The organism is Massilia litorea (assembly GCF_015101885.1).
Lineage (GTDB): Bacteria > Pseudomonadota > Gammaproteobacteria > Burkholderiales > Burkholderiaceae_D > Telluria > Telluria litorea.
Genome location: NZ_CP062941.1, coordinates 3,045,510 through 3,072,228 on the forward strand (window position 1 = coordinate 3,045,510; position 26,719 = coordinate 3,072,228).

Genomic DNA, 26,719 nt, shown 5'->3' on the forward strand with positions numbered 1-26,719 from the left:
CCGTGTTGATGAGAATCGGTGAGAATTGTTGTTAACGATTATTTATTTATTCGTGACAACATGATACGCTCCTACCTTGCGCACCTTGAAGCATCGTCAAGGGGCCGCTCAATCACCTGGAGCACGCACGTGTCCGATACCGCTGTTGCACCTCCCGCCGCACCGGCTGCCCGGTTCGATTCGACCGGCCCCGAACATTGCATCCAGCGCCGCCCCGACGGCATCTATGCCGACCCGGCCGTGCTCGGCACCACCGTGCTGGCCGCCGTCGACAGCATCCTGCGCTCGGGCAGCGTGCTCTCCGGCATCGATTATCCGGTACTGATCAAGGCGATCTACGACAGCGGCCCGGCGCTCCCCACCGGACCCGATGGCCGGCCCGTCGTGCGCATCGCGAGCGACATCGTTCCCTTTAACGCCCAGCGCCGCAGCCTGTACCGCTCGGTAAGGATCGCCGGCGGCGAGGCCGAGTATTGCTTCGAGCCGGTGTTCCTGGCCGGGCCGGGCGGAGAAGGGGAAATCCAGACCAGCCTCGACTTCGACGAATTCGTGGCCGACATGTGGACCAAGGGCATCCGCTTCGGCATCGACATCGCCGGCGTGCGCGCGGGAATCGCCAATCCCGGCCTGGGACGGGTCGTGGTGGCGCGCCGCCTCGAGCCGGAGGCGGGCCTGGACGCGACCGTGGTCGAGGTCTCGGACGACATCCACCGCAGCGACGCCCCGCGCCAGCTCTCGAACGGCAAGCTCGACCTGATGTGCTTCCAGAACCGCTTCCCGCAGGTGCAGGGTGGCACGCGCCTGCTGCAAAAGCTGCCGAGCAAGGTCGGCAAGCCCGGTTTCGAACTGTCGGGCATCCGCATCGAACCGGCGGCCCCGCGCGACCTCGAGTTTTCGACCTACGCGGGCGAGGGCACCAGCATCGAGAAAAGCGCGGCCGGCGAATTCCTGGTCGCCGTGCGTACCGGTTTCCTGAACGTCGACCCGAAGACGCGCCGGATCGCCGTCGGCGACAAGATCGTCAGCCGCGACGGCGTCAGCGCCAGGACCACCGGCAACCTGCAGCTCACCGGCGACTACGAGGAATTCGGCGACGTGCAGGAAAAGCGCGTCATCGAGGGCAACGGCATCACCGTGCACGGCAACGTGTACGGCGACATCCATTCGCGCGGCGGCATGGTGCGCCTGCGCGCCACCCTGGTCGGTGGCAGCGTCCACAACAAGCACGGCGACATCCAGGTCGACGGTGTCACCGCGAACGCGATCCTGCAGGCAAGCGCCGGCACCGTGACGCTGCAGCGCGCCGAGAACTGCGTCATCTCCGGCACCCGGGTGCGCATCGAGCATGCGATCAATTGCGAGATCATGGCCGACGAGATCTCGATCGGCAATGCCGAAGGCTGCGCACTGGCCGCGCGCCGCATCAGCATCGACAACACGGCGCCCTGGCGCGAAAGCGAGATGCTGGTGTATGTGCTGTGCGCCGAGTGCGGCCGCATCGACGACATGCTGGAGCAGATCGGCGCGCGCCTGGCGCAATTCGACGCCGCCGCCACGCGCCACAAGCTCGAGCTGTCCCACCTGTGCGCCCAGCCCGAGGTGCGCAAATACCTGGAGATCGCCGGACGCGTGCGCAGCGGCGAAATGAGCCTGACCCCGGCGCAAGCCCAGCAGTTCAAGCAGATGGGCCAGGCGGTCGGTCCCGAGCTGCAGAAGATCGGCGACGTGTCGGCCGCGCGCAAGGCAGTCGAGGCCGAGCACGCCGAAGGAAAGGCGCTGCTCGAGCGCTTCACCGCCCAGCGTATTGAACGCGCCGCGGGCAGCGAAGTGAAGCTCCGCCTGCTCCAGGGAGACACCCAGGTGCGCCAGCTGGCTTTCGACCCGGACGGCGCCTGTTTCTACGACTTGCCGGCGCGCGAGATCAAGTCTCGCCTGCGCGGCAATGAGGGCACGCCGCTGCACGCCGCGGCCTCCGGCAGCTACGCCTGGGGTGGCGCGGCCCCAGCGCTCCCCTGATGTAATAATGGTGTAAGGAAATATTGACTGCACTCAACGAGGGCAGGAGGGCCAGGCCCTAGCATGGTGACTGTTACCGAAAGGAACCATCATGCATAAAGACACCATGGCGTTTCATCCAGCAGCCAACCAGTTCCTCAGCTTCCGGCTGGGCGGTCTCGAGTACGGGGTCGATTTCGGCAAGGTGCAGGAACTGCGCATCATCAGGTCGCTCGAGCGCTTCGCCGCCGACGGCGCCATCGTCGAAGGCGTCGCCGTCTCGCGCGGCGTCATCATGCCGATCGTCGACATGCGCGCCGCCTTTTGCGGCCACCCGGTCGTGACGACACCGACCACCGACGTGATCATCCTGAAACTGTCGACCTGCGTGATGGGGATGGTGGTCGATGGCGTGACCGACGTGGTGACGCTGTATCCCGACCAGATTTCGCCGATTCCGGGAACCGACGGGGGGGCGATCGATTACCTGATCGGGCTCGGCGTCACCGAAGGACGCCGGCTGATCCTGGTGGATATCGACCGGCTGATGTCGATCGACAAGAAGAGCAGCGACCGTCACGTGGCGTGACGGTCCATAAGGGGGTAATCGTGGTCATCGGCCTCGATTACCCGCGCTACACCATTACGCCGCCAATCCTTCCAGCTGTTCCTGCAACTCCAGCCACTCGTTCTCCAGCGTCCCCAGGTCGCGCACGCAGAAGGCCTGGTCGGCCACCAGGGTCTTCAAGGCGTCCTTCTTGTCCGCGTCGTAGATCGTCGGATCGAGCAGACGCGCGTCGATGTCGGCCTTCTTCGCATTCAGCTTGGCCATCTGCTCCTCGACCCGCTTCAGGCGGTTCTCGAGCGGCTTCTTGAGCGCAGCGACGCGCTGGCGCTCTTCGGCGTCGAGGCGCTTCTGCTCCTTGCGCTCGGCCGGGGGCACCGGCGGCGCGGCCACCACGGGCGCCGCCACAGGCGCTGCAGCGGCTGCCGCTTTCGGGATCGGCAGCACGTCGGTGCCTTTACCCAGCTTGGTCTTGAACAGCCAGTCCTTGTAGTCGTCCAGGTCGCCGTCGAAGGGCTGCAGGCGGCCGTTGGCGACGATGATGAATTCGTCGGTCGTCGCACGCAGCAGGTGGCGATCGTGGGAAACGACGACCAGCGTGCCTTCGAACTGCGCCAGCGCCATCGTCAGCGCCTCGCGCGTCTCCAGGTCCAGGTGGTTGGTCGGTTCATCGAGCAGCAGCAAATTGGGACGCTGCCAGACGATCAGGGCCAGCGCCAGGCGCGCCTTTTCCCCGCCCGAGAAGGGGCGGATCGGGCTGGTCACCATGGTGCCGGGGAAGTTGAAGCCGCCGAGGAAGTTGCGCAGCTCCTGCTCGCGCACGGTCGGCGCGATCTTCGCCAGGTGCCACAGCGGCGACTCGTCGTGGCGCAGCATCTCGACCTGGTGCTGGGCGAAATAACCGATCGACAGGCCCTTGCCGAGCGTCGATTCGCCGGTCAGCGGCGCCAGTTCGCCCGCGATGGTTTTGATGAGCGTCGATTTGCCGGCGCCGTTCACACCCAAGAGGCCGATGCGCTGGCCGATCTGCAGCGAGAAGTCGATGTGGTTGACGATGGTCTTGGCGCCGACCTTGTCGCCATGGCTGTCGAGGATCGGGTAGCCCGCGTCCACTTTTTCCATGACCAGCAGCGGATTCGGGGCGGCCAGCGGCTCGCGGAATTCGAAGGAGAATTCGGCGGCCGCGCGCAGCGGCGCCAGTTCTTCCATTTTCGCCAGCTGCTTCATGCGGCTCTGGGCCTGGCGCGCCTTGCTGGCTTTCGCCTTGAAGCGGTCGATGAAGGATTCGAGGTGGGCGCGCGCGCGCTGCTGCTTCTCCATCGCGCTGGCGGCCAGCACCATCGCGGCGGCGCGCTGGCGCTCGAAGGAGGAGTAGTTGCCCGAATAGCGTTTCAGCTTGCGTTCGTCGATGTGGACCACGACGTTGACGATCTCGTCGAGGAAATCGCGATCGTGCGAAATGATGACCAGGGTGCCCGGATAGCGTTTCAGCCAGTCTTCGAGCCAGATGATCGCATCCAGGTCCAGGTGGTTGGTCGGTTCATCGAGCAGCAGCAGGTCGGAAGGGCACATCAGCGCCTGCGCCAGGTTCAGGCGCATGCGCCAGCCGCCGGAGAAGCTGGCCACCGGCTGCTGCATCTGGTCGAGGGTAAAACCCAGGCCCAGCAGCAGCTGCTCGCCGCGCGACTGCACGGTGTAGGCGTCGGCATCCATCAGGGCGCCGTGCACATTGCCCATCGCGATGCCGTTCTCCTCGGTGTGTTCGGCCGCCTCCAGTTCCTCGAGTTCGGCCTGCAGGCGGCGCAGCGTGACGTCGCCGTCGATCGCATATTCGAGCGCGGGACGGTCGAGCGCAGGGGTCTCCTGCGCCACATAGGCCATGCGCCACCTGGCGGGGAAATCGATCTCGCCCTGATCGGCGTGCAGCTCGTTGCGCAGCATCGCGAACAGGCTGGATTTGCCGGCGCCGTTGGCGCCGATCAGGCCGATCTTGTCGCCGGGGTTCAGGGTCAGGTCGGCGTTTTCCAGCAGCGGCTTTGTGCCGCGCATCAGGCTGACGTTCAGGAAGCGGATCATTCGTAATCTTTACTGTGTTATGCGTTCTGTAGTTGCTCGGCGGTGAGCAGGAAGACTGCCTCGTCGCCGGCGCTCGTGGTGAGCCAGGTCAGGCCCAGGTGGCCGAAGGCGGCTTCGGCGTATTCGGCCTCGTTGCCGATTTCGACGACCAGGATGCCTTCCGGCGTCAGGCGTTCGGCGGCACCGGCGACGATCTTGCGCACCAGGTCCATGCCATCAAGCCCGCCGTGCAGGGCGATCTGCGGCTCGCGCAGGTATTCCGGCGGCAGCTTGGCCATCGAATCGGCGTTCACGTAGGGCGGATTGGTGACGATCAGGTCGTATTTTTTAAAGGGGACGTTCTCGTACAAATCCGACTCGATCGGATTGACGCGACCTTCGAGTTTATAGTCGCGGATGTTGCGTTCGGCGACAGCGAGGGCATCCTTCGAGATGTCGACCGCGTCGACCACGGCGTTCTGGAAGACGTCGGCCATCATGATCGCCAGGCAGCCGGAACCGGTGCACAGTTCGAGCACGTTTTCGACTTCATAGGGGTTGGTCACCCACGGGCTGAAGAAATTCGGGATCAGTTCGGCGATGAAGGAGCGCGGCACCAGCACCCGTTCGTCGACATAGAAGGCATAGGTCCCGAGCCAGGCTTCATTTGTGATGTAGGCTGCCGGCACCCGTTCGACGGTGCGGCGCTCGATCACGGACAGCACCTGCAGCACTTCTTCCGGCAGCAGTTTCGCATCGAGGAAAGGGTCGAGCCGGTCGAGCGGGAGCTTCAGGGTGTGCAGGACCAGGTAGGCCGCTTCGTCGAAGGCTTCGGCGCTGCCGTGGCCGAAGAACAGTTTCGCCGCATTGAAGCGGGTGACGGCGTAGCGCAGCAGGTCGCGCGGGGTGCTGAAAGGTGTCGTGGTCATGGCATGTTCTCCCGTGGTCTGGGCTCTGGATTGGTGTTAAGCGGCCAGCAGGCCGGGGGTGAGCAGATTTTCCAGCGTGCGGCGGTAGATGTTCTTCAGTGGATCGATGAAGCGCAGCTCGACGTGTTCGTCGATCTTGTGGATGCTGGCGTTTGGTGGCCCGAATTCTATCACCTGGGGACAGATGCGGGCGATGAAGCGCCCATCCGAGGTCCCGCCCGTGGTCGACAGTTCGGTGGCCACGCCCGTCTCGGCGCGGATTGCGCCGCATACCGCGTCCGACAGCGTTCCCTTCGGGGTCAGGAAGGGCAGGCCGGACAGGGTCCATTCCAGGTCGTACTCGAGGCCGTGATGGTCGAGGATGGCGTGCACCCGCGCTTCCAGGCCCTCGGCCGTGCTCGCGGTCGAGAAGCGGAAGTTGAATTCCAGCGTCAGCTGGCCCGGAATGACGTTGTTGGCGCCGGCGCCGGCATGGATGTTCGAGACCTGCCAGGAAGTCGGCGCATAGTATTCGTTGCCTTCGTCCCAGACCTCGGCGGCCAGCTCGGCCAGCGCGGGCGCGGCCTGGTGGATAGGGTTGCGCGCCAGGTGCGGATAGGCGATGTGGCCCTGCACGCCCTTGATGACGAGATGGCCCGAGAGCGAGCCGCGGCGGCCGTTCTTGATCATGTCGCCCAGGATGTGGGAGGAGGTCGGCTCGCCGACCAGGCAGTAGTCGAGCGTGACGCCGCGTTCTTCCAGCAGCTCGCAGACCACCACGGTGCCGTCCGTCGCGGGGCCTTCCTCGTCGCTGGTGATCAGGAAGGCAATCGAGCCCTTGTGGTCGGGGTGGCTTGCCACGAACTCTTCGCAGGCGACCACCATCGCCGCAATCGAGGTCTTCATGTCGGCCGCGCCGCGGCCATACAGCTTACCCTCGCGCACCGTCGGCGTGAACGGCTCCGAGGCCCACTGCTGCACCGGCCCGGTCGGCACCACGTCGGTATGGCCGGCGAACACGAACACGGGCGATTCGGTTCCCTTGCGCGCCCACAGGTTCGTCACGCCGTTCGAGACGATGCTCTCGCAGACGAAGCCGAGCGGCGCGAGCAGCTCGGTCAGGCGCTGCTGGCAACCCTTGTCGTGCGGCGTGATCGAGTCGAGGGCGATCAGTTCGGCGGCGAGCGCCTGGGTGCGCGAGGTCCTGATCATGCGGCCCCCATCAGGCGCGTGTAGGCGTCCGGGCTGAAGCCCACGGCCAGCGCGCCGTCGCCTTCGAGCACCGGGCGCTTGATCACGGACGTATTTTCCAGCATCAGTTCGAGTGCCGAGGCCTTGTCGACCACGGCCGCCTTGCGCTCGTCCGGCAAATTTCTCCAGGTTGTTCCCTTGCGGTTGACCAGGGTTTCCCAATCGAGTCCGTCGAGCCAGCGCGCCGCGGTTTCGCGGTCCAGCCCCTGCTTCTTGAAATCGTGGAAGGTGAAGTCGTGGCCGTTTTCGGCCAGCCAGGTGCGGGCTTTCTTGACGGTGTCGCAATTGGGAATACCGTAGAGCGTCTTTTTCATGGGCGGAACGTGGGCGTAAATGAGTCAGGGCAACGAGCGTTGCCGCAAGCATGGTGATTCGGGAAGGCCGAGAGGATAGCATAGGCCCATCCTGCGCGGCGATGTCGCACACGGCCGTTCCGGATCGAACCGCGAGGCAGCGCGCCTGTCTTACGCAGAGAGGCCGCACGGTGCGGCCCTCGACAGTCTGGAGGACACCATGAAAGCATTGCTTGTCACGCTGGCCGCGCTGCTCGCTCTGCTGGTCGCACCGAGCGCTGCCGCGCGGGACTATTACATCGCCCCGTCGGAAATGCTCGAGGTCTACGGAACTTACCCGCTGTCCGATGGCGACGTGCTGCGCATCGAAGGCAGCGGCAACCGTGCCTGGGCCAGGCTGAACGGCACTGAACGCATGCGGCTGGTGGCCGTCGGGCCGCTCGAGTTCGTGACGCAGGAAGGAAGGCTGAAGCTGCGCTTCGAGCCGCTGCCGTTCACGACCGAGGTGACGGTCGAGCGCAGGTGAAGATCGAGCGCTTCAGGTATTGAGGGTGAACTCGGTGAACGAGGTTTCCGGCGGCTCGTCCTTCCTGGCTGCGTCGTCGGCCGGGCTACTTGCCGGCCCGTTGTTGAGCAGCCAGAGCAGGTTGGTTGCCGAGTCGGCGTTCGCCAGTGCTTCTTCCTGCGTGACGAGGCCGGCCTGCACCAGGGCCAATAGCGCATATTCAAAAGATTGCGAGCCGGGCGAGAGGCTCTTGTCCATCGCTTCCTTGATCCCGCTGAGTTCGCCCTTTTCGATCAGGTCGGCGATGTAGCGCGTGTTCAGCATCACCTCGACCGCCGGCTGGCGCGTGCCGCCCGCGCTCGATTTCACCAGGCGCTGCGAGACGATGGCGCGCGTGGCCGAGGCCAGGTCCTGCAGCAGGGCGGGGCGGTTCTCGACCGGATAAAAGCCGATGATGCGGTTCAGGGCGTTGTAGCTGTTGTTCGCGTGCAGGGTGGCGACGACCAGGTGGCCGGACTGGGCATAGGCCAGGGCCGCGCCCATGGTCGCCTGGTCGCGGATTTCGCCGATCAGGATGACGTCCGGCGCCTGGCGCAGGCTGTTGCGCAGGGCCAGTTCGAAGTCGAGGGCATCGCTGCCGATCTCGCGCTGGTTGACGATCGATTTCTTGTTCTTGAAAAGGTATTCGATCGGGTCTTCCAGCGTCAGGATGTGGCCGGTGCGCTGTTCGTTGCGGTAGTCGAGCATCGAGGCGATCGTGGTCGACTTGCCCGATCCGGTGGCGCCGACGATCAGCAGCAGGCCGCGCTTTTCCATGATCAGTTCGGCCAGCACCGGCGGCAGGCCGAGTTCGCCCAGCGGCGGGATCGTGGCCGGCACGAAGCGGAACACGGCCGAGACGCTGCCGCGCTGGCGGAAGGCCGACAAGCGGAAACGGCCCAGGTTGGGCACCGAGATGCCCAAGTTCAGTTCGTTGGTGCGGTTCAGTTCTTCCCGCTGCTCCGGCGTCGTGATTTCCGACAGCAGCGAATCGATGTTGTCGGGGTCGAGCTTGTGCTGGTTGATCGGGATGAGGTTCCCGTTGATCTTGATGTGGACGGGAGAATTTACCGCGAAGAACATGTCCGACGCGTTTTTTTCTTTCATGAGCTGGAACAGGCGGTCCATGGCCATGTGGTGTTCTCCCGGGTGGTGCTCTTGATGGTAGGCAGGTCATGCGGCGGTAACGCGTGGGCTCGAGAGCCCACCCTACGTTACACGACCGTCTCGATTTCGTTCATGCGGCGGTAGTGCACCGTACGGGGTCATGGAGGCCAATGGCCTCCATGACGGGTTCACCGGGCTCTCGAGCCCACGCGTCAACGCACGGCTGATCAGCCGTGAAGCTTACACCCCGCGCAGCAGCTCGTTGATGCCCGTCTTCGCACGCGTCTTCGCATCCACGCGCTTGACGATCACCGCGCAGTACAGGCTGTACTTGCCGTCCGGGGATGGCAGCGAACCCGACACCACGACCGAGCCGCTCGGGATGCGGCCATAGGTGACTTCACCGGTCTCGCGGTTGTAGATCTTGGTCGACTGGCCGATGTACACGCCCATCGAGATCACCGAGTTCTCTTCGACGATCACGCCTTCGACGATCTCCGAACGGGCGCCGATGAAGCAGTTGTCTTCGATGATGGTCGGATTCGCCTGCATCGGTTCGAGCACGCCGCCGATGCCGACGCCGCCCGACAGGTGGACGTTCTTGCCGATCTGGGCGCAGGAACCGACTGTGGCCCAGGTGTCGACCATCGTGCCTTCATCAACATAGGCGCCGATGTTGACATACGAAGGCATCAGCACCACGTTCTTGCCGATGAAGGAACCACGGCGCGCGACAGCCGGCGGCACCACGCGGAAGCCGCCCTTGGCGAAGTCTTCGGCGGTGTAGTCGGCGAACTTGGTCGGGACCTTGTCGTAGAACTGCATGCCGCCGCCTTCGACGGGCACGTTGTTCTCCAAGCGGAAGGAGAGCAGCACGGCCTTCTTGACCCACTGGTTGACGATCCACTCGCCGCCTTCCTTCTGGGCCACGCGCAGGGTGCCGGCATCCAGGCCCGCGAGGACCTGGGCGACGGCGTCGCGCACGTCGGACGGCGCGGTGGATGGGCTGAAGTCCGCGCGCTGTTCCCACGCGGTGTCGATGATGTTCTGGAGTTGTTGGGTCATGATTTGTCGATCTCGGTTTCAGGAAACGGTGCGGAGGGCCTGGCAGAACTGGACGATGCGCTGGGCTGCTTCCAGCCCTTCGTCGACGCCGGCTACCAGTGCCATGCGGATGCGGTTGCGGCCCGGATTGGTCCCGTGCGCGTCGCGCGCCAGGTAAGAGCCGGGTAGAACCGTCACATTATATTCGGCGTACAGCCGGCGTGCGAACTCGGTGTCCGACAGGCCGGTACGGCGCACGTCGGCCCACAGGTAAAAGCCGGCGTCGGGCAGTTCCACATCCATCACCTCGCGCAACAGCGGGGTGATGAGGTGGAATTTTTCTTTGTAGAGCGTGCGGTTGTCCTGGACGTGGGCTTCGTCGCCCCAGGCCGCGATCGAGGCCGCCTGCACCACCGGCGACATCGCGCCGCCGCAGTAGGTGCGGTAGAGCAGGAATTTCTTCAGCACGGCCGGATCGCCGGCGACGAAACCGGAGCGCATGCCCGGCACGTTCGAGCGCTTCGACAGGCTCGAGAACACGACCAGGTTGGCATACGGGCGCTTGCCGCTACTCCTGCCCAGCTGGTGCGCCGCTTCGAGCGCCCCCAGCGGCGGCGTGGCGCCGGTATAGATCTCGGAATAGCATTCGTCGGCCGCGATCACGAAGCCGTGGCGGTCGGCCAGTTCGAACAGTTCGCGCCAGTCGTCCAGCGTGAGCACGGCGCCGGTCGGGTTCCCCGGCGAGCAGACGTAGAGCAGCTGCACGCGCGCCCACACATCGTCGGGCACGGCGCTGTAGTCGGGCGCGAAATTGCGCGCCGGGTCGGAGTTGACGAAATACGGTGTAGCGCCGGCGAGATAGGCCGCGCCTTCGTAGATCTGGTAGAACGGGTTCGGGCACAGCACCAGCGGATCCGGGCGGCTGGCGTCGATCGTCGAGTGGGCGATCGCGAACAGGGCCTCGCGCGAACCGTTAACCGGCAGGATCATCGTCGCCGGATCGAGGCCTGGGACCCCGTAGCGGCGCTCGAGCCAGCCTGCGATCGCCGCGCGCAGCGGCTCGCCGCCGACCGTGCTGGGATAGTTCGACAGGCCGGCCACCGCATGCGTCAGGGCTTTCTCGATGAAGGGCGGCGTCGGGTGCTTCGGTTCGCCGATGCCGAGACTGATCGGCGCCAGCGCGCTGTTGGGCGTCACGCCGGCGAAGAGTTCGCGCAGCTTTTCGAAGGGGTAGGGGTGGAGTTTGTCGAGATGTGGATTCACGGCGGTTGGCTGTCAGCGCGATGCGAAAGAATCCATTATAAGCCGATAAATACGGGCGCCGTGCGAACCGCCCGTGCCAGGCCTGGAGGAGCCCGGCGGCGGCAGGCTATCATGGCGGATTTGTCACAGCCGCACGGCGACCGAACCAGCGCATGAAGACCGAGCCCACCATCCTCGCCATCGACAACGGCACGCAAAGCGTGCGCGCGCTGCTGTTCGACCTGCACGGGAACATCGTCGCCAAATGCCAGGTGCCGCTGCAGGCCTATTTTTCCCTGCAGCCCGGCTGGGCCGAACACGAGCCGGAAGACTACTGGCAGGCCGTCTGCCGCGCCTGCCAGGGCCTGTGGACCCAGCCCGGCGTGGTGCGCGAGGCGGTGCAGGCGGTGGCCGTCACCACCCAGCGCGGCACGGTGGTCAACCTGGATGCCGCCGGCAAGCCGCTGCGCCCGGCGATCACCTGGCTCGACCAGCGCAGGACAAGGACCGTGCCGCCGATCGGCCCCTTCTGGCGCGCCGCCTTCAAGTTGGCGCGGGTCGACAAGACCATCGATTTCTTCCGCGGCGAGGCCGAGATCAACTGGATCCGCGCCCACCAGCCGGAGGTCTGGGAGGCGACCGATAAATTCCTGCTGCTCTCCGGTTACCTGAACTGGCGCCTGTGCGGGCGCTTCGTCGATTCCAGCGGCTCGCAGGTCGCCTATCTGCCCTTCGACTACAAGCGCCACCGCTGGGCGCCGAAGCGCGACTGGAAATGGCAGGCGCTGGCCGTCGAAGCGCGCATGCTGCCCGAACTGCAGCCGCCCGGGACGCAACTGGGCGTGATCGAAGGCGACGCGGCGGAAAGCACCGGCATCCCGGCCGGCACTCCCTTGTTCGCCGCGGCCGCCGACAAGGCCTGCGAAGTGCTGGGCGCGGGCTGCGTGGAGCCCCATGTCGGCTGCCTCAGTTACGGCACCACGGCCACCATCAACACCACCAGCCGCCGCTATGTCGAGGTGACGCCTTTCGTTCCGCCGTACCCGTCGGCGCTTCCCGGCGCCTACAGCACCGAGGTCCAGGTGTTTCGCGGCTACTGGATGGTCAACTGGTTCAAGGAGCAGTTCGGCTACCATGAGCAGTTGCGCGCCCTGGCCGGCGACCTGGCGCCGGAACAGTTATTTGACCAGCTGGCCGAATCGGTGCCGCCAGGCTCGATGGGCCTGATGCTGCAGCCTTACTGGACGCCCGGCATCCGGGTGCCGGGCCGGGAAGCGAAGGGCGCGATCGTCGGTTTCGGCGATGTCCACACGCGCGCCCACGTCTACCGCGCGATCCTCGAAGGCCTGGCCTACGCGCTCAGGGAAGGCAAGGAGCGCATCGAAAAACGCAGCGGCGTGCGCATCACGGAACTCAGGGTGTCGGGCGGCGGCTCGCAGAGCGACGCGGCGATGCAGCTCACCGCCGACATCTTCGGCCTGCCGACGGCGCGCCCGCACGTGTACGAGACCTCGGGCCTGGGCGCGGCGATCGACGCCGCCGTGGGGCTGGGGCTGTATCCGGATTTCGGCGCTGCGGTGAAAGCGATGACGCGCGTGGGCCGCGTGTTCGAACCGGTCGAACGCAACCGCGCGATCTACGACCGGCTCTATAAACAGGTGTACCGCAAGATGTACCGCCAGTTGCAGCCGCTCTACCGTGAGATCGCGGCTATTACGGGCTACCCCGAACACTGTTAGGCGTCGATGACGGCCGCGATCGTGCCGAAGGTCACGCCCGTCTTCACGGCGCGCACGGCATTGCGGCCGGCTTCCTTGACCGCATACATGGCGCGGTCGGCGTGGACGAAGAATTCCTTGATGTCGTCGAGCTGGGTCGGCACGATGGTCGCCACGCCCAGGCTGGCGGTGACCCAGGGCGAGGTCGCCGAGCGCGGATTCGGGATGTGCAGCGCCTCGATGTGGCTGCGGATGGTTTCGGCCAGGGCGCAGGCGGCCTCGAAGCCGGTCTCGCCGAACAGCAGCACGAATTCCTCGCCGCCATAGCGCGCCGCGAGATCGGTGGCGCGCAGCGCATGCGACTGCAGCGCCATTGCCACCTGCTGCAGGCAGGCGTCGCCGGCGGCGTGGCCGAGGCTGTCGTTGTAACCCTTGAAGTGGTCGACGTCGAGCACGATCAGCGACAGCGGCTGGCTCGAGCGCAGCGCGCGCTGCCATTCCTTGTCGAGGAAGCTGTCGAAGTGGCGGCGGTTCGCGATCTTGGTCAGCGGGTCGACCATGGCCGCGCGCTGCAGCGCGTTTTCCGACTGCTTGTGGTGGGTGATGTCGTGCAGCAGGGCGACGAAGAGGGGCTGGTCGGCCCCCATCGGCGTCAACGTGAAATCCATCGCGCGCAGGATGCCGTCGCGCTGGCGGATCAGCACTTCGCGTGCGCCGCGCGCGTTCGGGCTCGACGGGTCGCGCACGCTCTGGCTGAACAGGTCGAGGTATTCCTGGGCCACCGAGGGCGCCAGCAGGTCGTCGAGCGCGGAGCCGGCCAGCTCGCCCGCCGCATAGCCGAGATAGCGGTCGCAGGCGGGATTGGTGTACTGGATGCGCCCCGAGGGCTCGATCACCATCAGGCCTTCGTCCATGCTGTCGACGATCAGGCGCAGGCGCTCGGCCTGCTGTTGCTGCGACATGCTGGTACGGCGGAACTGCAGCTGGGCGCGCACGCGCACGCAGACCTCGGCCAGGCGCAGGGGCTTGGGGATGTAGTCGGAGGCGCCGATGTCGAAGGCGGCGACGATGTCCTCGGTCCCGGTCCGCGCGCTCATGAAGATGACGGGGATGTTGCAGGTCGATGGGTGCGCCTTGAGGCGGCGGCAGACTTCCATGCCGTCCATGCCGGGCAGGACGATGTCGAGCAGGATCAGGTCCGGCTGGGCGCGCTGGGCAATCGCGAGCGCCCGCTCGCCGCTGTTCGCCACAAAAGTCTGGTAGCCCTGCTGCAGCATCATCGAACGCATCAGCCCAAGCTGGGCGGGCGCGTCGTCGACGATCAGGACGGCGGCCTGGCGCGTCGTTGCGGCGGGGACGGGGGCTGGAGTGAACATTGCGGTGGGCGCGGTGACGGTTTGATTTCGTTCAAAATCATACCCCGATGTGAATACTAAAGGTAATCTTTGTTGCTCAAAGGCTAGTTTTTATTGTTGAAATTGAATGCTTGTGTGGTGAAAAAACCGGCGTAACCAAGAGTGTGTCTCCTGGGTACGCCGGTTTTATTCCGCGTGCATGAAAGGCGATGCCGACGCCGCTTACAACATGGCCGCGATCAGCTTGCCGAGGATCGCAATGCCTTCGCGGATGCGTTCCGGCGGCACCGTGACGAAGGACAGGCGCAGGGTGTTGGTCTCGCCTTCGTTGGCATAGAAGGGCGCGCCCGGCACGAAGGCCACGCGCGCGGCGATGGCCGTGTCGAGCAGCTTCATGGCGTCGATCTGCTTCGGCAGCGTCACCCAGATGAACATGCCGCCTTCGGGCCTGGTCCAGGTCACGCCGGCCGGGAAGTGCTCGGCCATCGCGTCCAGCATCGCACGGCACTGGTTGCCGTAGAGCGTGCGGATGGTCGGGATGTGCTCGTCCAGGAAGCCATCCTTCACCACCTCGTGCACCACCATCTGCGTCAGCTGGGCGGTGTGCAGGTCGGCCGCCTGCTTCGCCAGTTCGAGGCGGCGCACCAGGGGCAGCGGGGCGCAGACGTAGCCGAGGCGGATGCCCGGCGTGAGCACTTTCGAGAAGGAACCCATGTAGATCACGCCGTCCGGGTTCATCGCCACCATCTTCGGCATCGGTTCGCCCGAGTACGACAGCGCGCCGTAGGGATCGTCCTCGATCAGCGGCAGCTTGATGCGGGCGCAGGTCTCGACCAGCTCCTGGCGGCGCGCCAGGGACAGCGAACGGCCGGTCGGGTTCTGGAAGTTCGGCAGCGAATACAGCAGGCGTGCCCCTTTCGCGACGCCCTCGATCGAGGACGGCACCAGGCCGTCGTCGTCGGTGGCGACCGAAGCGAACTCCGGACGGTAGACCGAGAAGGCCTGCAGCGCGCCCAGGTAGCTCGGGGTTTCGACCAGCACGCGGCTGCCTTCGTCGATCAATACCTTACCGATCAAGTCGAGCGCCTGCTGCGAGCCCGACACCATCAGGATCTGCTCGGGCAGGATCTTCGTCCCTGCCGTCGACAGCGAGTGCGCGATCCATTCGCGCAGCGGCGCGTAGCCGTCGGTCGGGCCGTATTGCAGCGCCACCTTGCCGGTCTCGGAGAGGACCTTGTCGTAGGCAGCCTTCATGCGCTCGACCGGGAAGGTGGCGGGAGAAGGCAGGCCGCCGGCGAAGGAGATGATCTCCGGACGCTGGGTGATCTTCAGGATCTCGCGGATGAAGGAACTTTGCAGCCCTTGCGCGCGCTCGGAAAACTGCCACTGGATGGGATTGGGATTCTCGATTTTCATGCTGGTCTCATAAGGAATGAACCGCTGGCCTGGATCGGCCACGATGGGCGCGCTGGGTAAGCTTGCCCGCGAAGGGCCTGGCGGGTAGCCCGGCCCCGTGAATCAAGCCTGGTTTTTACGCCACTTCGACGATCATTTCGATCTCGACGCAGGCGCCGCGCGGGATCTGGGCCACGCCGAAGGCCGAACGGGCATGCTTGCCGGCGTCGCCGAAGACTTCGCCGAACAGTTCGGAGGCGCCGTTGGTGACCAGGTGCTGCTCGGTGAAGTCCGGGGTCGAGTTCACCAGGCTCATCAGCTTGACGATGCGTTTCACACGCGTCAGGTCGCCGCCGCAGGCATCCTGCAGGGTGCCCATCAGGTCGATGGCGATGGCACGCGCGGCGGCCTGGCCGTCGGCGGTCGTCTTGTCCTTGCCCAGCTGGCCGACGTTGACCGAACCGTCCGCGTTCTTCGCGATGTGGCCCGAAATGAAGACCAGGTTGCCGGTCTGTACGTACATGACGTAGGCGGCGGCCGGCGCAGCGGCCTGCTGCAGGGTGATGTTCAGTTCCTTCAGTTTGTCGTAGACGGACATGGGGTTCTCTGTAGCGGTGGATGAAGCCGGTATTGTACGGCCAGAGAGCCGCGAAGGACACAGAATTGGGAGGCGCCGAGCCGCCGCCCGCACGCAAGCGGACGGCGGCGTTCCGGCATCAGGCCGGTTCGTGGCGCAGGGCCGGCAGCGCGCGTGCGCGCATGGCGCCGCCCGCAGCAAGGCCTGTTTGCTGCGCGGCCGATTCGATCACGAAAACGCCGACCGTATCTGCCAGCGTGCTTGCCTGGTCCTGCATGGCGCTGGCGGCGGCTGCCGCTTCCTCGACCAGTGCGGCGTTTTGCTGGGTCACCGTGTCCATCTGCGAGATGGCATCGTTGACCTGGCTGATGCCGAGGCGCTGCTCGTCGCTGGCGGCACTGATTTCGCCGATGATGTCGCTCACGCGGCGCACGCTGACGACGATCTGTTCCATCGTCGCCCCTGCCTGCCCGACGAGCTTGCTGCCGGCGTCGGCCTTGTCGACCGAGTGGTCAATCAGGACCTTGATTTCCTTGGCGGCGCTGGCGGCCCGCTGGGCCAGGTTGCGCACTTCGCCGGCGACGACGGCGAAACCGCGGCCCTGCTCGCCGGCGCGCGCCGCTTCGACAGCGGCATTGAGCGCGAGGATATTCGTCTGGAAGGCAATGCCGTCGATGACGCCCGTGATGTCGACGATCTTGCGTGCCGACTCATTGATGGCGCTCATCGTCTCGACGACCTGTGCGACCACGGCCCCGCCTTCGCTGGCGACGGCCGATGCCGCGTTGGCCATCTGGCTGGCCTGGCGTGCATTGTCGGCATTCTGCTTCACCGTCGACGTCAATTCTTCCAGCGAGGACGCGGTTTCCTCGAGCGAGCTGGCCTGTTGCTCGGTGCGCGAGGACAGGTCCTGGTTGCCGGCCGCGATCTCGGCCGATGCGGTGGCGATCGTATCGGTGCCGACCCGCACGCGCGACACGATGCCCAGCAGCGAGGCGTTCATGTCGCCCAGCGCGGTCATCAGCTTGCCGACTTCGTCGCGGCTGCGCACGTCGACGCGGCCGGTCAGGTCTCCTCCGGCCACGCGCTCGGCGAAGGCAACGGCATCGCGCAGCGGCGGTGCGATGCTGCGCGCGAGCACTGCGGCGATCGCGAGTGCCAGCAGGGTGGCAACGAGACCACCGCCGATCAGCACGCCGACGGTGCGGCCATGCAGGGAGCCCGCGGTTTGTGCGCGCTCACGCAGCAGGGCCGCTTCTTCGCCCACGATATCCGCGATCAGGCCGCGCATCGCATCCATCATCTGCTTGCCGCGGCCTTCCTGCTCGAGCGCGACCACGTTGTCGAGCGTAGCCACGCCGGTGGCGACCGCGCGGCGCTGCGCCACCGCAGGCTCGATGGCAACGCTCATCCATTGTTTCTGGGCCTGCTCGAGTTGTGCCAGGCGCTTCTGCTGTGCCGCGTTATCGGCAGTCAGCTCGCGCGTCTTGCCCAGGTGGCTGGCAAAGGCCTGGACGCCGGCGGTCATCGGCTCGAGCGAGCTGTCCTTGCCGGTCAGCGAAAAGCCACGCTGGCCGGTTTCGATGTTGATCAGGCTCTCGAGCGTGGCATTGGCTTCGGCCATGACCTCATAGGTATGGATGTTCATGCCGTTGGCGGCTTCGAGCGAGGTGAAGTTGAGGTAAGCAGTCGTCACCAGCGCGATGAGAATGGCGACGATCAGGGCGAAACCGGCGTACAGCCGCGGTCCAATATTGAGGTCGGAAAATTTCATGATTAACCAGTAAAAATTGACGAACCGAGCAGTTGTGTCGGCCTTGGGATGAGTCAGGTGCTGAGAAGTGCTGAAAATGCGGACGTATATTGCCACATGGAAATGTGCGTTACCAGCAGATTAGGCGTTCAAGCAGATATCTCAGACAAGAACGCAACATCGCCGACCGCTCACCGCGCCTTCCGGGTCATTCTTGCACACGCAGTGGCACCGGAGACCGCCGGAATGTTGTTACTTTAGTATTTCTTGGTGGTATCATTCGCGCTCGCCGCCCTGCGGCTGCCAAAGGACAGTCAATGAACGTCGTGCTGCTGCTGAAATTATTGCTCGTTCCCTGCCTCATTTATGGCGTGACGCTGGCAGGCCGGCGCTGGGGACAGGCGGTCGCCGGCTGGCTGTCGGCCTTCCCGATTGTCGCCGGTCCCATCCTGTTTACGCTGACGCTCGAACAGGGCGCGGGCTTTGCTGCCAACGCCGCCCAGGGCACCCTGCTGGCGGTGGTGGCGATTCTCGTGTTCAGCCTTGCTTACGCATGGGCGGCGCTGCGCTTTGGCGTCGCCGGATCGATGGCGCTGGCCTTGCTGGCGTACGCCGCCGCGGTCGCCGCGCTGCAGCGGCTGGACTTGCCGCTTGCCGTCGCCTTCGTGCTCGTCTGGGCCGCGTTGCTGCTGGCAAGGCGGCTCTTTCCGCAGGACGCCGCCGGTCCGGCCGGCACCCCGGCCCGCGGCGACCTCCCTTGGCGCATGTTCGCCGCCGCCGCATTGGTACTGGCCGTGACGACGGGCGCGGCCCACCTCGGCGCGCGCCTGTCCGGCTTCTTCGCCATGTTCCCGGTGATGAGCACGGTGCTGGTCGGCTTCGCCCATGCCGGTTCGGGACGCGGCAGCGCCGTGGCCCTGCTGCGCGGCATGGTGGTCGGGTATTTCGGATTTGCCGTGTTCTGTGTCACCCTGGCCATGCAGCTGCGCGAGGGCGCGGTCGGGGCCGCGTTCGCGCTGGCGCTGGGCTGCGCGCTGGTCGTGCATCTGGTCGCACGACGCATGCTGGCGCCGCCCCTCACGGCCGGGCTCGCGAAAACCTCTTGAAAACCGTAACGCTATCCCAATATTGCAGCAATCCGTTCAACCCGTAATTCGTAACATCACGAGGAACAAGATGGCGCACGCCGAAAAAGAAACCCTTGGCTTTCAAGCTGAAGTCAAACAGCTGCTGCAACTGATGATTCACTCCTTGTACTCCAACAAGGAAATCTTCCTGCGCGAACTCATCTCGAACGCCTCCGACGCGGCCGACAAGCTGCGCTTCGAAGCGATCAACAACGACGCCCTGTACGGTAACGACCATGAACTGAAGATCAAGGTCAGCTTCGACAAGGAAGCGAAGACGATCACGATTTCGGACAACGGCATCGGTATGAGCCGTGACGAGGTCATTTCGCACCTGGGCACGATCGCCAAGTCCGGCACCAAGGAATTCTTCTCGCGCCTGTCGGGCGACCAGCAGGCCGACGCGGCCCTGATCGGCCAGTTCGGCGTGGGCTTCTATTCGGGCTTCATCGTCGCCGACCGCATCACCGTCGAGACCCGCCGCGCGGGTGCCGAGGCGGGCGAGGGCGTGCGCTGGGAGTCGACCGGCGAGGGCGACTACAGCGTCGAATCGATCGAGAAGCCGGGCCGCGGCACCGACGTCATCCTGCACCTGCGCGCCGGCGAAGAAGAGCTGCTGTCGAACTGGAAGCTGAAAACGATCATCCGCAAGTATTCGGACCACATCTCGCTGCCGATCCTGATGCAGAAGGAAGAGTGGGACGAAGAGAAGAAGGAAACCGTTCTCAAGGACGAATTCGAGACCGTCAACCAGGCCAGCGCCCTGTGGGCCCGCAACCGTTCCGAGATCACGAAGGAACAGTACGACGAGTTCTACAAGCACGTCTCGCACGACTTCCAGGAGCCGCTCGCCTACACGCATAACCGCGTGGAAGGCCGCAGCGAATACACCCAGCTGCTGTACGTGCCGAGCCATGCGCCTTTCGACCTGTGGGACCGCAACAAGCGCGGCGGGATCAAGCTGTACGTGAAACGCGTCTTCATCATGGACGACGCCGAGCAGCTGATGCCGACCTACCTGCGCTTCATCAAGGGCGTGATCGACTCGGCCGACCTGCCGCTGAACGTCTCGCGCGAGATCCTGCAGGAGTCGCGCGACGTCAAGGTGATTCGCGAAGGCTCGACCAAGCGCGTGCTGGGCATGCTGGAAGAACTGGCGAACGCGGACGAGCAGGAAACGAAGGACAAATACGTCACCTTCTGGAAGGAATTCGGCCAGGTGCTGAAAGAGGGCATCGGCGAAGACGCGACCAACAAGGACCGCATCGCCAAGCTGCTGCGCTTCGCTTCGACCCAGAACGAATCGGACGAACAGACCGTGTCGTTTGCCGACTACGTCGCGCGCATGAAGGAAGGCCAGGACAAGATTTACTACGTCACGGCCGATAACTTCAACGCCGCGAAGAACAGCCCGCACCTCGAGATCTTCCGCAAGAAGGGCGTCGAAGTCCTGCTGCTGACCGACCGCGTCGACGAGTGGATGCTGTCCTTCCTGACCGAATTCGAAGGCAAGGAACTGACCTCGGTGGCCAAGGGTGGGCTGGACCTCGGCAAGCTGGAAGACGAAGCCGAGAAGAAGGAGCACGAAGAGACCGAGACCCAGTACAAGGACCTGGTCGAGAAGATGAAGGGTGCGCTGCTTGAAAAAGCCAAGGACGTGCGCGTCACGCACCGCCTGACCGATTCGCCGGCCTGCCTGGTGGCGGACGAGCACGAGCTGTCGGCGAACCTGGTGCGCATGCTGAAGGCCGCCGGCCAGAACGCGCCGGAGTCGAAGCCCATCCTCGAGATCAACCCGAACCACCCGCTGGTGACGCGCCTGAAGTACGAAGACGCGAGCAGCCCGCGCTTTGCCGACTGGTCGCATATCCTGTTCGACCAGGCGATGCTGGCCGAGGGCGGCAGCCTGAGCGACCCGGCGGCGTTCGTGAAACGTCTCAACGAGATGCTGCTGGCAACTGCGAAGTAAGCGTAGTCTTTATTGTAAAAACCGGGTCTGAGGACCCGGTTTTTTTGTAGGGTGGGCACTTGTGCCCACGCGGTCGCACGGCTGCGTTCCGCGATATCTCCGATCGAGCGCCGTACCGCGTGGGCTCGAGAGCCCACCCTACGGTCTGCGAAGTAAGCGAAGTCTTTATTGTAAAAACCGGGTCTGAGGACCCGGTTTTTTTGTAGGGTGGGCACTTGTGCCCACGCGGTCGTACCGCTGCGTTCCGCGACATCTCCGATCGGCCGCCGTACCGCGTGGGCATGCCCGGTGAACCCGTCATAAAAGCCATTGGCCTTAATGACCCCTACGGTTAGACGATTCGGCGGGCGCTTGCCAGGCGCACGAACATCCCCTCGAACCACCCCTTGCGGTGCTCGCTTACCTGCCCGATCACCCAGGTCGCGCCCGCGATCAGCGCCACCAGCAGCGCGACATCGCCCGCATCCGCCGCGCGATGCGGATACACGCTCACCCACACCCGCAGCACCAGCGCATGCACGAGGTACAAGGTAAAAGTATAGGAAGCCAGCCAGCGCACCGGCCGCTCGACGCGCAACAGGGCGCCGAAATCCGCACTCTTCGCGCACAGGAAGTTCACCACGACCAGCACGCAGACGAGGTAGTCGGCCAGGCAGCGGTCGGCGCTTTTCAGCGGCAGGCCAGGGAAAGGCCAGTTGGCCTGCGCGACTGCACGCAAGGCCGCATCCAGGTCGGCCGCTTTGAACGCCGCCAGCAAGGCCAGCGTCGCGCACCAGCCGGCGAGCGCCAGCGGGCGCGCGATCGTGTGCGTCTTTTGCCAGTGATAAGTCAACACGCCGGCCAGCCACACCGGCAGCAGCAGCCAGAGCTTCGGCCCGACGAGCAGCAGCAGCGAGCCGAGAACGACCAGCCGGCGCGTGCCGCGCAGGTAGAAGGCCGCGCCGAACAGGACGTAGTACCAGACCTCGTAGCCGAGCGACCAGTAGGGACCGAGCAGCGGCGGCACTTCGGAAATGGTCCAGAGTTCGCCCATGAACAGCAGGTGCAGCGGCAGGTAGAGCCAGGGTTTGCGTAGCTGGTAGTAGTCCGCGAGCGTCGCCTGGCCGGACAGGACGAGCACGGCGGCCAAGGCAAAGCCGAGCAGCAGCAGGGGCAGGGCGACCGAATAGATGCGGGTGCAGCGGGCCACGCAGTATTCGCGCAGGCTCGCGTTCTTGTGTTCGGTCGTGTAGGCGATCACGAAGCCGGACAGCACGAAGAAGACCACCACCGATTCGCGTCCGAGGTTCGGCCACCAGATCGCGGAGCCGGGCGCGACCACGCCATACGGTACGACATGGCTGACGACGACCAGCACCGCCGCCAGGAAGCGGCAGCAGTCGAGGTAGAGCGAGAACGAACGAGGAAGCGGACGGGGAAGCGGGGCGGTCGGGCTTGTCATGGTCATGCCTGGCGGTGCAGCGGCCATGATACCCTGATCGGCTAGGTGCGCAGCTGGTCGAGGAATTCGAGCAGCAGGCGCTCGCCCTCGGGCCAGTCGCCATAGCCGGCGTCGGCGTTCACATGACCGGCCGGGCCGATCTCGACATAGCGGCTGCCCCAGGCTTCGGCAAAGGCCAGGGCCCGTTCGCGCGTGACGAATTCGTCGTTCGTGCTGGCGATCACCAGGCTGGGAAACGGCAGGCGGGCGAGGGGCACCGGCGCGAAGCCGTTCGGGTCGATCGGATACGAAGCGGCGTCGACGTCGCTCGGCGCCACCAGGAAGGCGCCGGCCGCGCGCAAGGGCGAGCCGGAGGCAGCCCAGTGCACGGCGAGCATGCAGCCAAGGCTGTGCGCCAGCAGCACCGGCGCGCCCGTGCTGCTGGCGACCGCGGCGTCGAGCTCGGCGACCCACTCGTCGCGCTGGGGATTATTCCAGTCGCGGTGGGCGACCCGGCGCCATGCGGGATGGCGCGCTTCCCAGTGCGACTGCCAGTGCTGCGGGCCCGAATTCCACAGGCCGGAAAGAATCAGTACGTCGCCACCCATGCTGTCTCCTTGTTAATTCAATCCATTCTACATGGCTCGAATGATGCGTCGCTTACAGTGCCGTGCGCAGCGCGAACAGTTCCGGGAACAGCACCACGTCGAGCATCTTGCGCAGGTAGCTGACGCCCGCCGTGCCGCCGGTGCCGGTCTTGAAGCCGATGATGCGCTCGACCGTCGTCACGTGGCGGAAGCGCCAGAAACGGAAGGCGGTCTCGAGGTCGACCAGCTTTTCGGCCAGTTCGTACAGGGCCCAGTGTTTGTCCGGCTGCTGGTACACGGCCAGCCAGGCCGCCTGCACCGAGTCGTCGTGCGCTGTCGGCTCGCTTGGGGAGCGGGCCAGGCGTTCGGGCGCGATCGTGAAACCGCTGCGCGCCAGCAGCGCCACCGCTTCGTCGTAGATCGAGGGCGACCGCAGGGCGGCGTCGAGGGTAGCGTGGGCCGGCGGATTCTTTTCGTGCACCGCCAGCAGGGCTGCGTTCTTGTTCCCGAGGATGAATTCGAGCTCGCGGTACTGGTGCGACTGGAAGCCCGAGGAGGCGCCGAGATAGGGGCGGATCGCCGTGTATTCGGACGGCGTCATGGTGGCCAGCACGTCCCAGGCGTGGACCAGCTGGTCCATGATGCGGGCCACGCGCGCCAGCATTTTAAAAGCCGGATCGAGTTCGCCCGCGCGCAGGTGGCTGCGCACGGCGTGCAGTTCGTGCAGCATCAGCTTGACCCAGAGTTCGCTGGTCTGGTGCTGGATGATGAACAGCATCTCGTTGTGGTTCGGCGACAGCGGGTGCTGGGCCGACAGGATCTGGTTCAAACCCAGGTAGTCGCCATAGCTCATCGACTCCTTGAAGTCCATCTTCGCGCCATGCCATTCGGCCGGCTGTTTCTGTTTGTCGTCCATGTCGCCCTCAAGTGACTGCGCCGCGTTCGGCGGCCACGTCGTAGTCCTCGCGGTCGAGGATATCCTTCAGGATCGCCACCGCATCCCACACGTCCACATACCTTGTGTAGAGCGGCGTGAAGCCGAAGCGCATGATCTCGGGCTCGCGGTAGTCGCCGATCACGCCGCGCGCGATCAGGGCCGCCATCACCGCATAGCCGTGCGGATGCGTGAAACTCACCTGGCTGCCGCGCCGGGCATGGTCGCGCGGCGTGACCAGGCCCAGCGGGTGGTCGGCGCAGGTCGTTTCGACCAGTTCGATGAAGAGGTCGGTGAGGGCCAGCGACTTGGCGCGGATCGCTTCCATGCTCGTCTCTTCGAACACTTCGAGCCCGCATTCGACCAGGGCCAGCGAGACCACCGGCTGGGTGCCGCACAGGGCGCGCCCGATGCCGTCGGCCGGCGCGAAGCCGTGCGCCATGGCGAAGGGTTGGGCGTGGCTCCACCAGCCGGTGAGCGGATGGGAGAATGTCGCCTGGTGGCGCTGCGGCACCCAGATGAAGGCCGGCGAGCCGGGGCCGCCGTTCAGGTATTTATAGGTGCAGCCGACGGCGAAGTCGGCTTCGGCGGCGTTCAGGTCGACCGGCACCGCGCCGGCCGAATGGGCCAGGTCCCAGACGATCAGGGCGCCGTTCTGGTGCGCGTGGCGGGTCAGCATCGCCATGTCGTGCTGGTAGCCGGTCCGGTAGTTCACGTGGGTCAGCATGACGACGGCGCAGTCGGCGTCGATCGCGGCCGGCAGTTCGTCCACGCTGTCGACCAGGCGCACGCGGTAGCCGCGCTCCAGCCATTCGGTCAATCCCTCGGCCATATAGATATCGGTCGGGAAGTTGCTGCGCTCGGTGACGATGACGCGGCGTGCGGGCTGCGCCTGTGCCTGCATGTGCACGGCGGCGGCCAGCGCCTTGAACAGGTTCAGCGAGGTGGTGTCGGTGACGGCGACTTCGCCCGGCGCCGCGCCGATCAGCGGGCCGAGGCGTTCGCCCAGGCGCTTCGGCATGTCGAACCAGCCGGCCGTGTTCCAGCTCGTGATCAGGTCGCGGCCCCATTCGCGCGCCACTACCTGCTGCGCGCGCTCGAGGGCGGCGCGGGGACGGGCGCCAAGCGAATTGCCGTCCAGGTAGATGAGGTCGGGCGGCAGGTCGAAGCGTTCGCGCAGCGGCGCGAGTGGGTCCTGGGCATCGCGCGCGAGGCAGTCGGCGCGGGTGATCGAGAGTTCGCTCATATATGGATGGGTAGCGGTTGGGGCAGGATGACTATACAGGTGGCCCGTTGGGGCGGGAGTGTAACAAGAAAAAGGCAGCCGGCGGCAGGCTATCGATGACGCTTTGTTATCTTTTAACGCGCTATCAGGCAGCGCCGCGCATTTTTTGAACTTTTTTCAAATTATTTTGCTCGCAACCCTAAAGTTCGGGAAAACGCCGCCGTAAAGAAGTCAGAGGCAGCAGAACGGTGACGGAAAATATTTCAAAATATTTTGAAAACCACCCTAAAGTTCCCCGGGAACCTGCCGTTAAAGGTGCATCAAGCCGGTAGCAGGGTCGAAAAAAAGTTCGAATCGACCCTAAAGTTCTGAATTTGGTTGACGTAAACCAACACATGAGCAGTTCGGTGCGCTGAACGGCAAGTTGATTCAGAGCATCTCGCAGTACACATCAGTCTCCTGTTTTCATAGGAGCGCCTCCCCCATCAGCCCGGGTTTGTCAGACAAACCCCTACGGGCATACCCGCGTTTAACGGACGCAAAATACAGTGTCCGTCCGATTTCCCAAAAGTTTCTCTACGGTCAGAATCTATCTCACTGGCAACACACATTAGCGCCAGGTTCAACGGGATGGAGAAGAAAAATGACTGCAAACGACATGATGGCTGAAATCCGGGACGCGAATCTGAGCTACCTGATGCTGGCCCAGCAAATGATCCGCGCCGATAAAGTCACCGCCATTTTCCGTCTCGGCATCTCGGCCGACATCGCGGACCTGATCGAAGGCATGAGCAACGCCCAGATCCTGAAGCTCGCCGGCGGCAACATGATGCTGGCCCGTTTCCGCTTCGACGACACCGCCATCCTGTCGATGCTGACCAGCCACAGCAAGGACCGCGCCCTGGCGCAGTCGCACGCCGCCATCCTGATGGCCGGCCAGCCAGCGGAAGAGATTGCTTAAGCGTTCGGCAGTCTAATTATTTCTGCTGAGACACATTGTAAAATCCCGCTGAGCTCAAGCTGATAGTGTAGGATAGCCGGGACACAAGCCGGAGCCGTGGGATGAGTAAAAAAAGCGTCGTATCTGAAGCGCAGGAAATACAGCTTGCCATCGAGCTGATCAATCTGGGCGCCCGCCTGCAATTGCTCGAAAGCGAAGTCTCGCTTTCCCGCGAGCGTCTCATCAAGCTGTACAAGGAACTGAAGGGCATGTCGCCTCCCAAGGGCATGCTGCCGTTCTCGACCGACTGGTTCCTCACCTGGCAACCGAACATCCACTCCTCGCTGTTCATCAATATCCATAATTTCCTGGTCGAACACGCCGGTGCCTCCGGCGTCCAGGCGGTGATGAAGGCCTATCAACTCTACCTCGAACAGATGCCCGCCGAGCCGGGCGAAGAGCCGCTGCTCTCGCTGACGCGCGCCTGGACCCTGGTCCGTTTCTTCCAGAGCAATATGCTGGCGCTGGCTCCCTGCGGCAAATGCAAGGGCAAGTTCGTCGTCAATACTTTCGACCTGAACCGCGATTACCTGTGCGGCCTGTGCCACATGCCTTCGCGCGCCGGCAAGACCCGCAAGGCGAAAGATGCCGCCGCGCTCGACGCCGCCGAGGCTGCGTCCCGCCAGGATGCCGCAGGCGACGCTTAAGCCTCTGC

The 26,719-nt window shown here is 64.8% G+C and carries 23 protein-coding genes; 8 read left to right on the forward strand and 15 right to left on the reverse strand.

Annotated elements, in window-relative coordinates; genetic code table 11:
• Positions 1-129 precede the first annotated feature (129 nt).
• Positions 130-2,016, forward strand: coding sequence for a flagellar assembly protein A (locus tag LPB04_RS13630; protein WP_227496404.1), 1,887 nt, complete (start codon positions 130-132; stop codon positions 2,014-2,016).
• A 91-nt stretch (positions 2,017-2,107) separates the two neighbouring features.
• Positions 2,108-2,584, forward strand: a complete 477-nt coding sequence (locus LPB04_RS13635) for a chemotaxis protein CheW (RefSeq protein ID WP_193685104.1) — start codon at positions 2,108-2,110, stop codon at positions 2,582-2,584.
• Positions 2,585-2,638: 54 nt separating this feature from the next.
• On the opposite strand, the gene LPB04_RS13640 is transcribed toward LPB04_RS13635, so the two are convergent.
• Genes LPB04_RS13640 through LPB04_RS13655 form a run of 4 tightly spaced genes read right to left on the reverse strand, consistent with a single transcriptional unit; the run spans position 2,639 to position 7,088 of the window.
• Positions 2,639-4,636 (reverse strand): ATP-binding cassette domain-containing protein, encoded by a 1,998-nt coding sequence (locus tag LPB04_RS13640; RefSeq protein WP_193685105.1) that lies wholly within the window; start codon positions 4,634-4,636, stop codon positions 2,639-2,641.
• Positions 4,637-4,653: 17 nt separating this feature from the next.
• Positions 4,654-5,544 (reverse strand): 50S ribosomal protein L3 N(5)-glutamine methyltransferase, encoded by an 891-nt coding sequence (gene prmB, locus LPB04_RS13645; RefSeq protein WP_193685106.1) that lies wholly within the window; start codon positions 5,542-5,544, stop codon positions 4,654-4,656.
• Between the two features lie 36 nt (positions 5,545-5,580).
• A complete protein-coding gene (gene dapE / locus LPB04_RS13650) occupies positions 5,581-6,735 on the reverse strand; it encodes a succinyl-diaminopimelate desuccinylase (RefSeq protein WP_193685107.1) in 1,155 nt (384 codons plus the stop codon).
• Entirely contained in the window at positions 6,732-7,088 is a 357-nt protein-coding gene (locus LPB04_RS13655) for an ArsC family reductase (protein ID WP_193685108.1), read from the reverse strand. Before LPB04_RS13655 ends, dapE begins: the two co-directional genes overlap by 4 nt.
• Positions 7,089-7,287: 199 nt before the next feature.
• Between LPB04_RS13655 and LPB04_RS13660 the strand changes: the two genes are divergently transcribed.
• Positions 7,288-7,593: a hypothetical protein gene (locus LPB04_RS13660; RefSeq protein ID WP_193685109.1), complete on the forward strand. Its 306-nt coding sequence runs from the start codon at positions 7,288-7,290 to the stop codon at positions 7,591-7,593.
• Positions 7,594-7,605: 12 nt separating this feature from the next.
• On the opposite strand, the gene LPB04_RS13665 is transcribed toward LPB04_RS13660, so the two are convergent.
• The 3 genes from LPB04_RS13665 to dapC all read right to left on the reverse strand — a co-directional run bounded on the left by LPB04_RS13665 (position 7,606) and on the right by dapC (position 11,025).
• Positions 7,606-8,745, reverse strand: coding sequence for a PilT/PilU family type 4a pilus ATPase (locus tag LPB04_RS13665; protein WP_193685110.1), 1,140 nt, complete (start codon positions 8,743-8,745; stop codon positions 7,606-7,608).
• 213 nt (positions 8,746-8,958) lie between these two features.
• Positions 8,959-9,783, reverse strand: a complete 825-nt coding sequence (gene dapD / locus LPB04_RS13670; RefSeq protein ID WP_193685111.1) for a 2,3,4,5-tetrahydropyridine-2,6-dicarboxylate N-succinyltransferase — start codon at positions 9,781-9,783, stop codon at positions 8,959-8,961.
• 18 nt (positions 9,784-9,801) lie between these two features.
• Positions 9,802-11,025 (reverse strand): succinyldiaminopimelate transaminase, encoded by a 1,224-nt coding sequence (gene dapC / locus LPB04_RS13675; protein WP_193685112.1) that lies wholly within the window; start codon positions 11,023-11,025, stop codon positions 9,802-9,804.
• Between the two features lie 152 nt (positions 11,026-11,177).
• Between dapC and LPB04_RS13680 the strand changes: the two genes are divergently transcribed.
• Positions 11,178-12,743, forward strand: coding sequence for an FGGY-family carbohydrate kinase (locus LPB04_RS13680; RefSeq protein ID WP_193685113.1), 1,566 nt, complete (start codon positions 11,178-11,180; stop codon positions 12,741-12,743).
• On the opposite strand, the gene LPB04_RS13685 is transcribed toward LPB04_RS13680, so the two are convergent.
• The 4 genes from LPB04_RS13685 to LPB04_RS13700 form a co-directional block, all read right to left on the reverse strand.
• Positions 12,740-14,098 carry a diguanylate cyclase gene (locus tag LPB04_RS13685; protein WP_193685114.1) on the reverse strand — a complete coding sequence of 453 codons (1,359 nt, stop codon included), beginning with the start codon at positions 14,096-14,098 and terminating at the stop codon, positions 12,740-12,742. The two genes, LPB04_RS13680 and LPB04_RS13685, sit on opposite strands and share 4 nt — an antisense overlap.
• Before the next feature lie 201 nt (positions 14,099-14,299).
• Complete coding sequence (locus LPB04_RS13690; protein ID WP_193685115.1) at positions 14,300-15,493, reverse strand: aminotransferase-like domain-containing protein; 1,194 nt, start codon at positions 15,491-15,493, stop codon at positions 14,300-14,302.
• A 115-nt stretch (positions 15,494-15,608) separates the two neighbouring features.
• Positions 15,609-16,070 carry a RidA family protein gene (locus tag LPB04_RS13695; protein ID WP_136218632.1) on the reverse strand — a complete coding sequence of 154 codons (462 nt, stop codon included), beginning with the start codon at positions 16,068-16,070 and terminating at the stop codon, positions 15,609-15,611.
• Between the two features lie 118 nt (positions 16,071-16,188).
• The gene (locus LPB04_RS13700) at positions 16,189-17,823 is read right to left on the reverse strand and encodes a methyl-accepting chemotaxis protein (protein ID WP_193685116.1); all 1,635 of its coding nucleotides are present in this window, start codon (positions 17,821-17,823) and stop codon (positions 16,189-16,191) included.
• Positions 17,824-18,119: 296 nt separating this feature from the next.
• Here LPB04_RS13700 and LPB04_RS13705 point away from each other — a divergent pair, with 296 nt between their 5' ends.
• Entirely contained in the window at positions 18,120-18,908 is a 789-nt protein-coding gene (locus LPB04_RS13705) for a hypothetical protein (RefSeq protein ID WP_193685117.1), read from the forward strand.
• Positions 18,909-18,978: 70 nt separating this feature from the next.
• A complete protein-coding gene (gene htpG, locus LPB04_RS13710) occupies positions 18,979-20,898 on the forward strand; it encodes a molecular chaperone HtpG (protein ID WP_193685118.1) in 1,920 nt (639 codons plus the stop codon).
• A 331-nt stretch (positions 20,899-21,229) separates the two neighbouring features.
• On the opposite strand, the gene LPB04_RS13715 is transcribed toward htpG, so the two are convergent.
• The 4 genes from LPB04_RS13715 to kynU are packed head-to-tail and all read right to left on the reverse strand — an operon-like array spanning position 21,230 to position 25,085.
• Positions 21,230-22,339, reverse strand: a complete 1,110-nt coding sequence (locus LPB04_RS13715) for an acyltransferase family protein (protein WP_193685119.1) — start codon at positions 22,337-22,339, stop codon at positions 21,230-21,232.
• Positions 22,340-22,380: 41 nt separating this feature from the next.
• On the reverse strand, positions 22,381-22,926 hold the full coding sequence (locus LPB04_RS13720; RefSeq protein ID WP_193685120.1) for an RBBP9/YdeN family alpha/beta hydrolase: 546 nt from the start codon (positions 22,924-22,926) through the stop codon (positions 22,381-22,383).
• 52 nt (positions 22,927-22,978) lie between these two features.
• Complete coding sequence (gene kynA / locus LPB04_RS13725; protein WP_193685121.1) at positions 22,979-23,821, reverse strand: tryptophan 2,3-dioxygenase; 843 nt, start codon at positions 23,819-23,821, stop codon at positions 22,979-22,981.
• A gap of 7 nt (positions 23,822-23,828) precedes the next feature.
• The gene (kynU, locus tag LPB04_RS13730; protein ID WP_193685122.1) at positions 23,829-25,085 is read right to left on the reverse strand and encodes a kynureninase; all 1,257 of its coding nucleotides are present in this window, start codon (positions 25,083-25,085) and stop codon (positions 23,829-23,831) included.
• Positions 25,086-25,707: 622 nt separating this feature from the next.
• Between kynU and flhD the strand changes: the two genes are divergently transcribed.
• Positions 25,708-26,025: a flagellar transcriptional regulator FlhD gene (gene flhD, locus LPB04_RS13735; RefSeq protein WP_047826184.1), complete on the forward strand. Its 318-nt coding sequence runs from the start codon at positions 25,708-25,710 to the stop codon at positions 26,023-26,025.
• Between the two features lie 101 nt (positions 26,026-26,126).
• Complete coding sequence (gene flhC / locus LPB04_RS13740; protein ID WP_193685123.1) at positions 26,127-26,711, forward strand: flagellar transcriptional regulator FlhC; 585 nt, start codon at positions 26,127-26,129, stop codon at positions 26,709-26,711.
• Positions 26,712-26,719 lie beyond the last annotated feature (8 nt).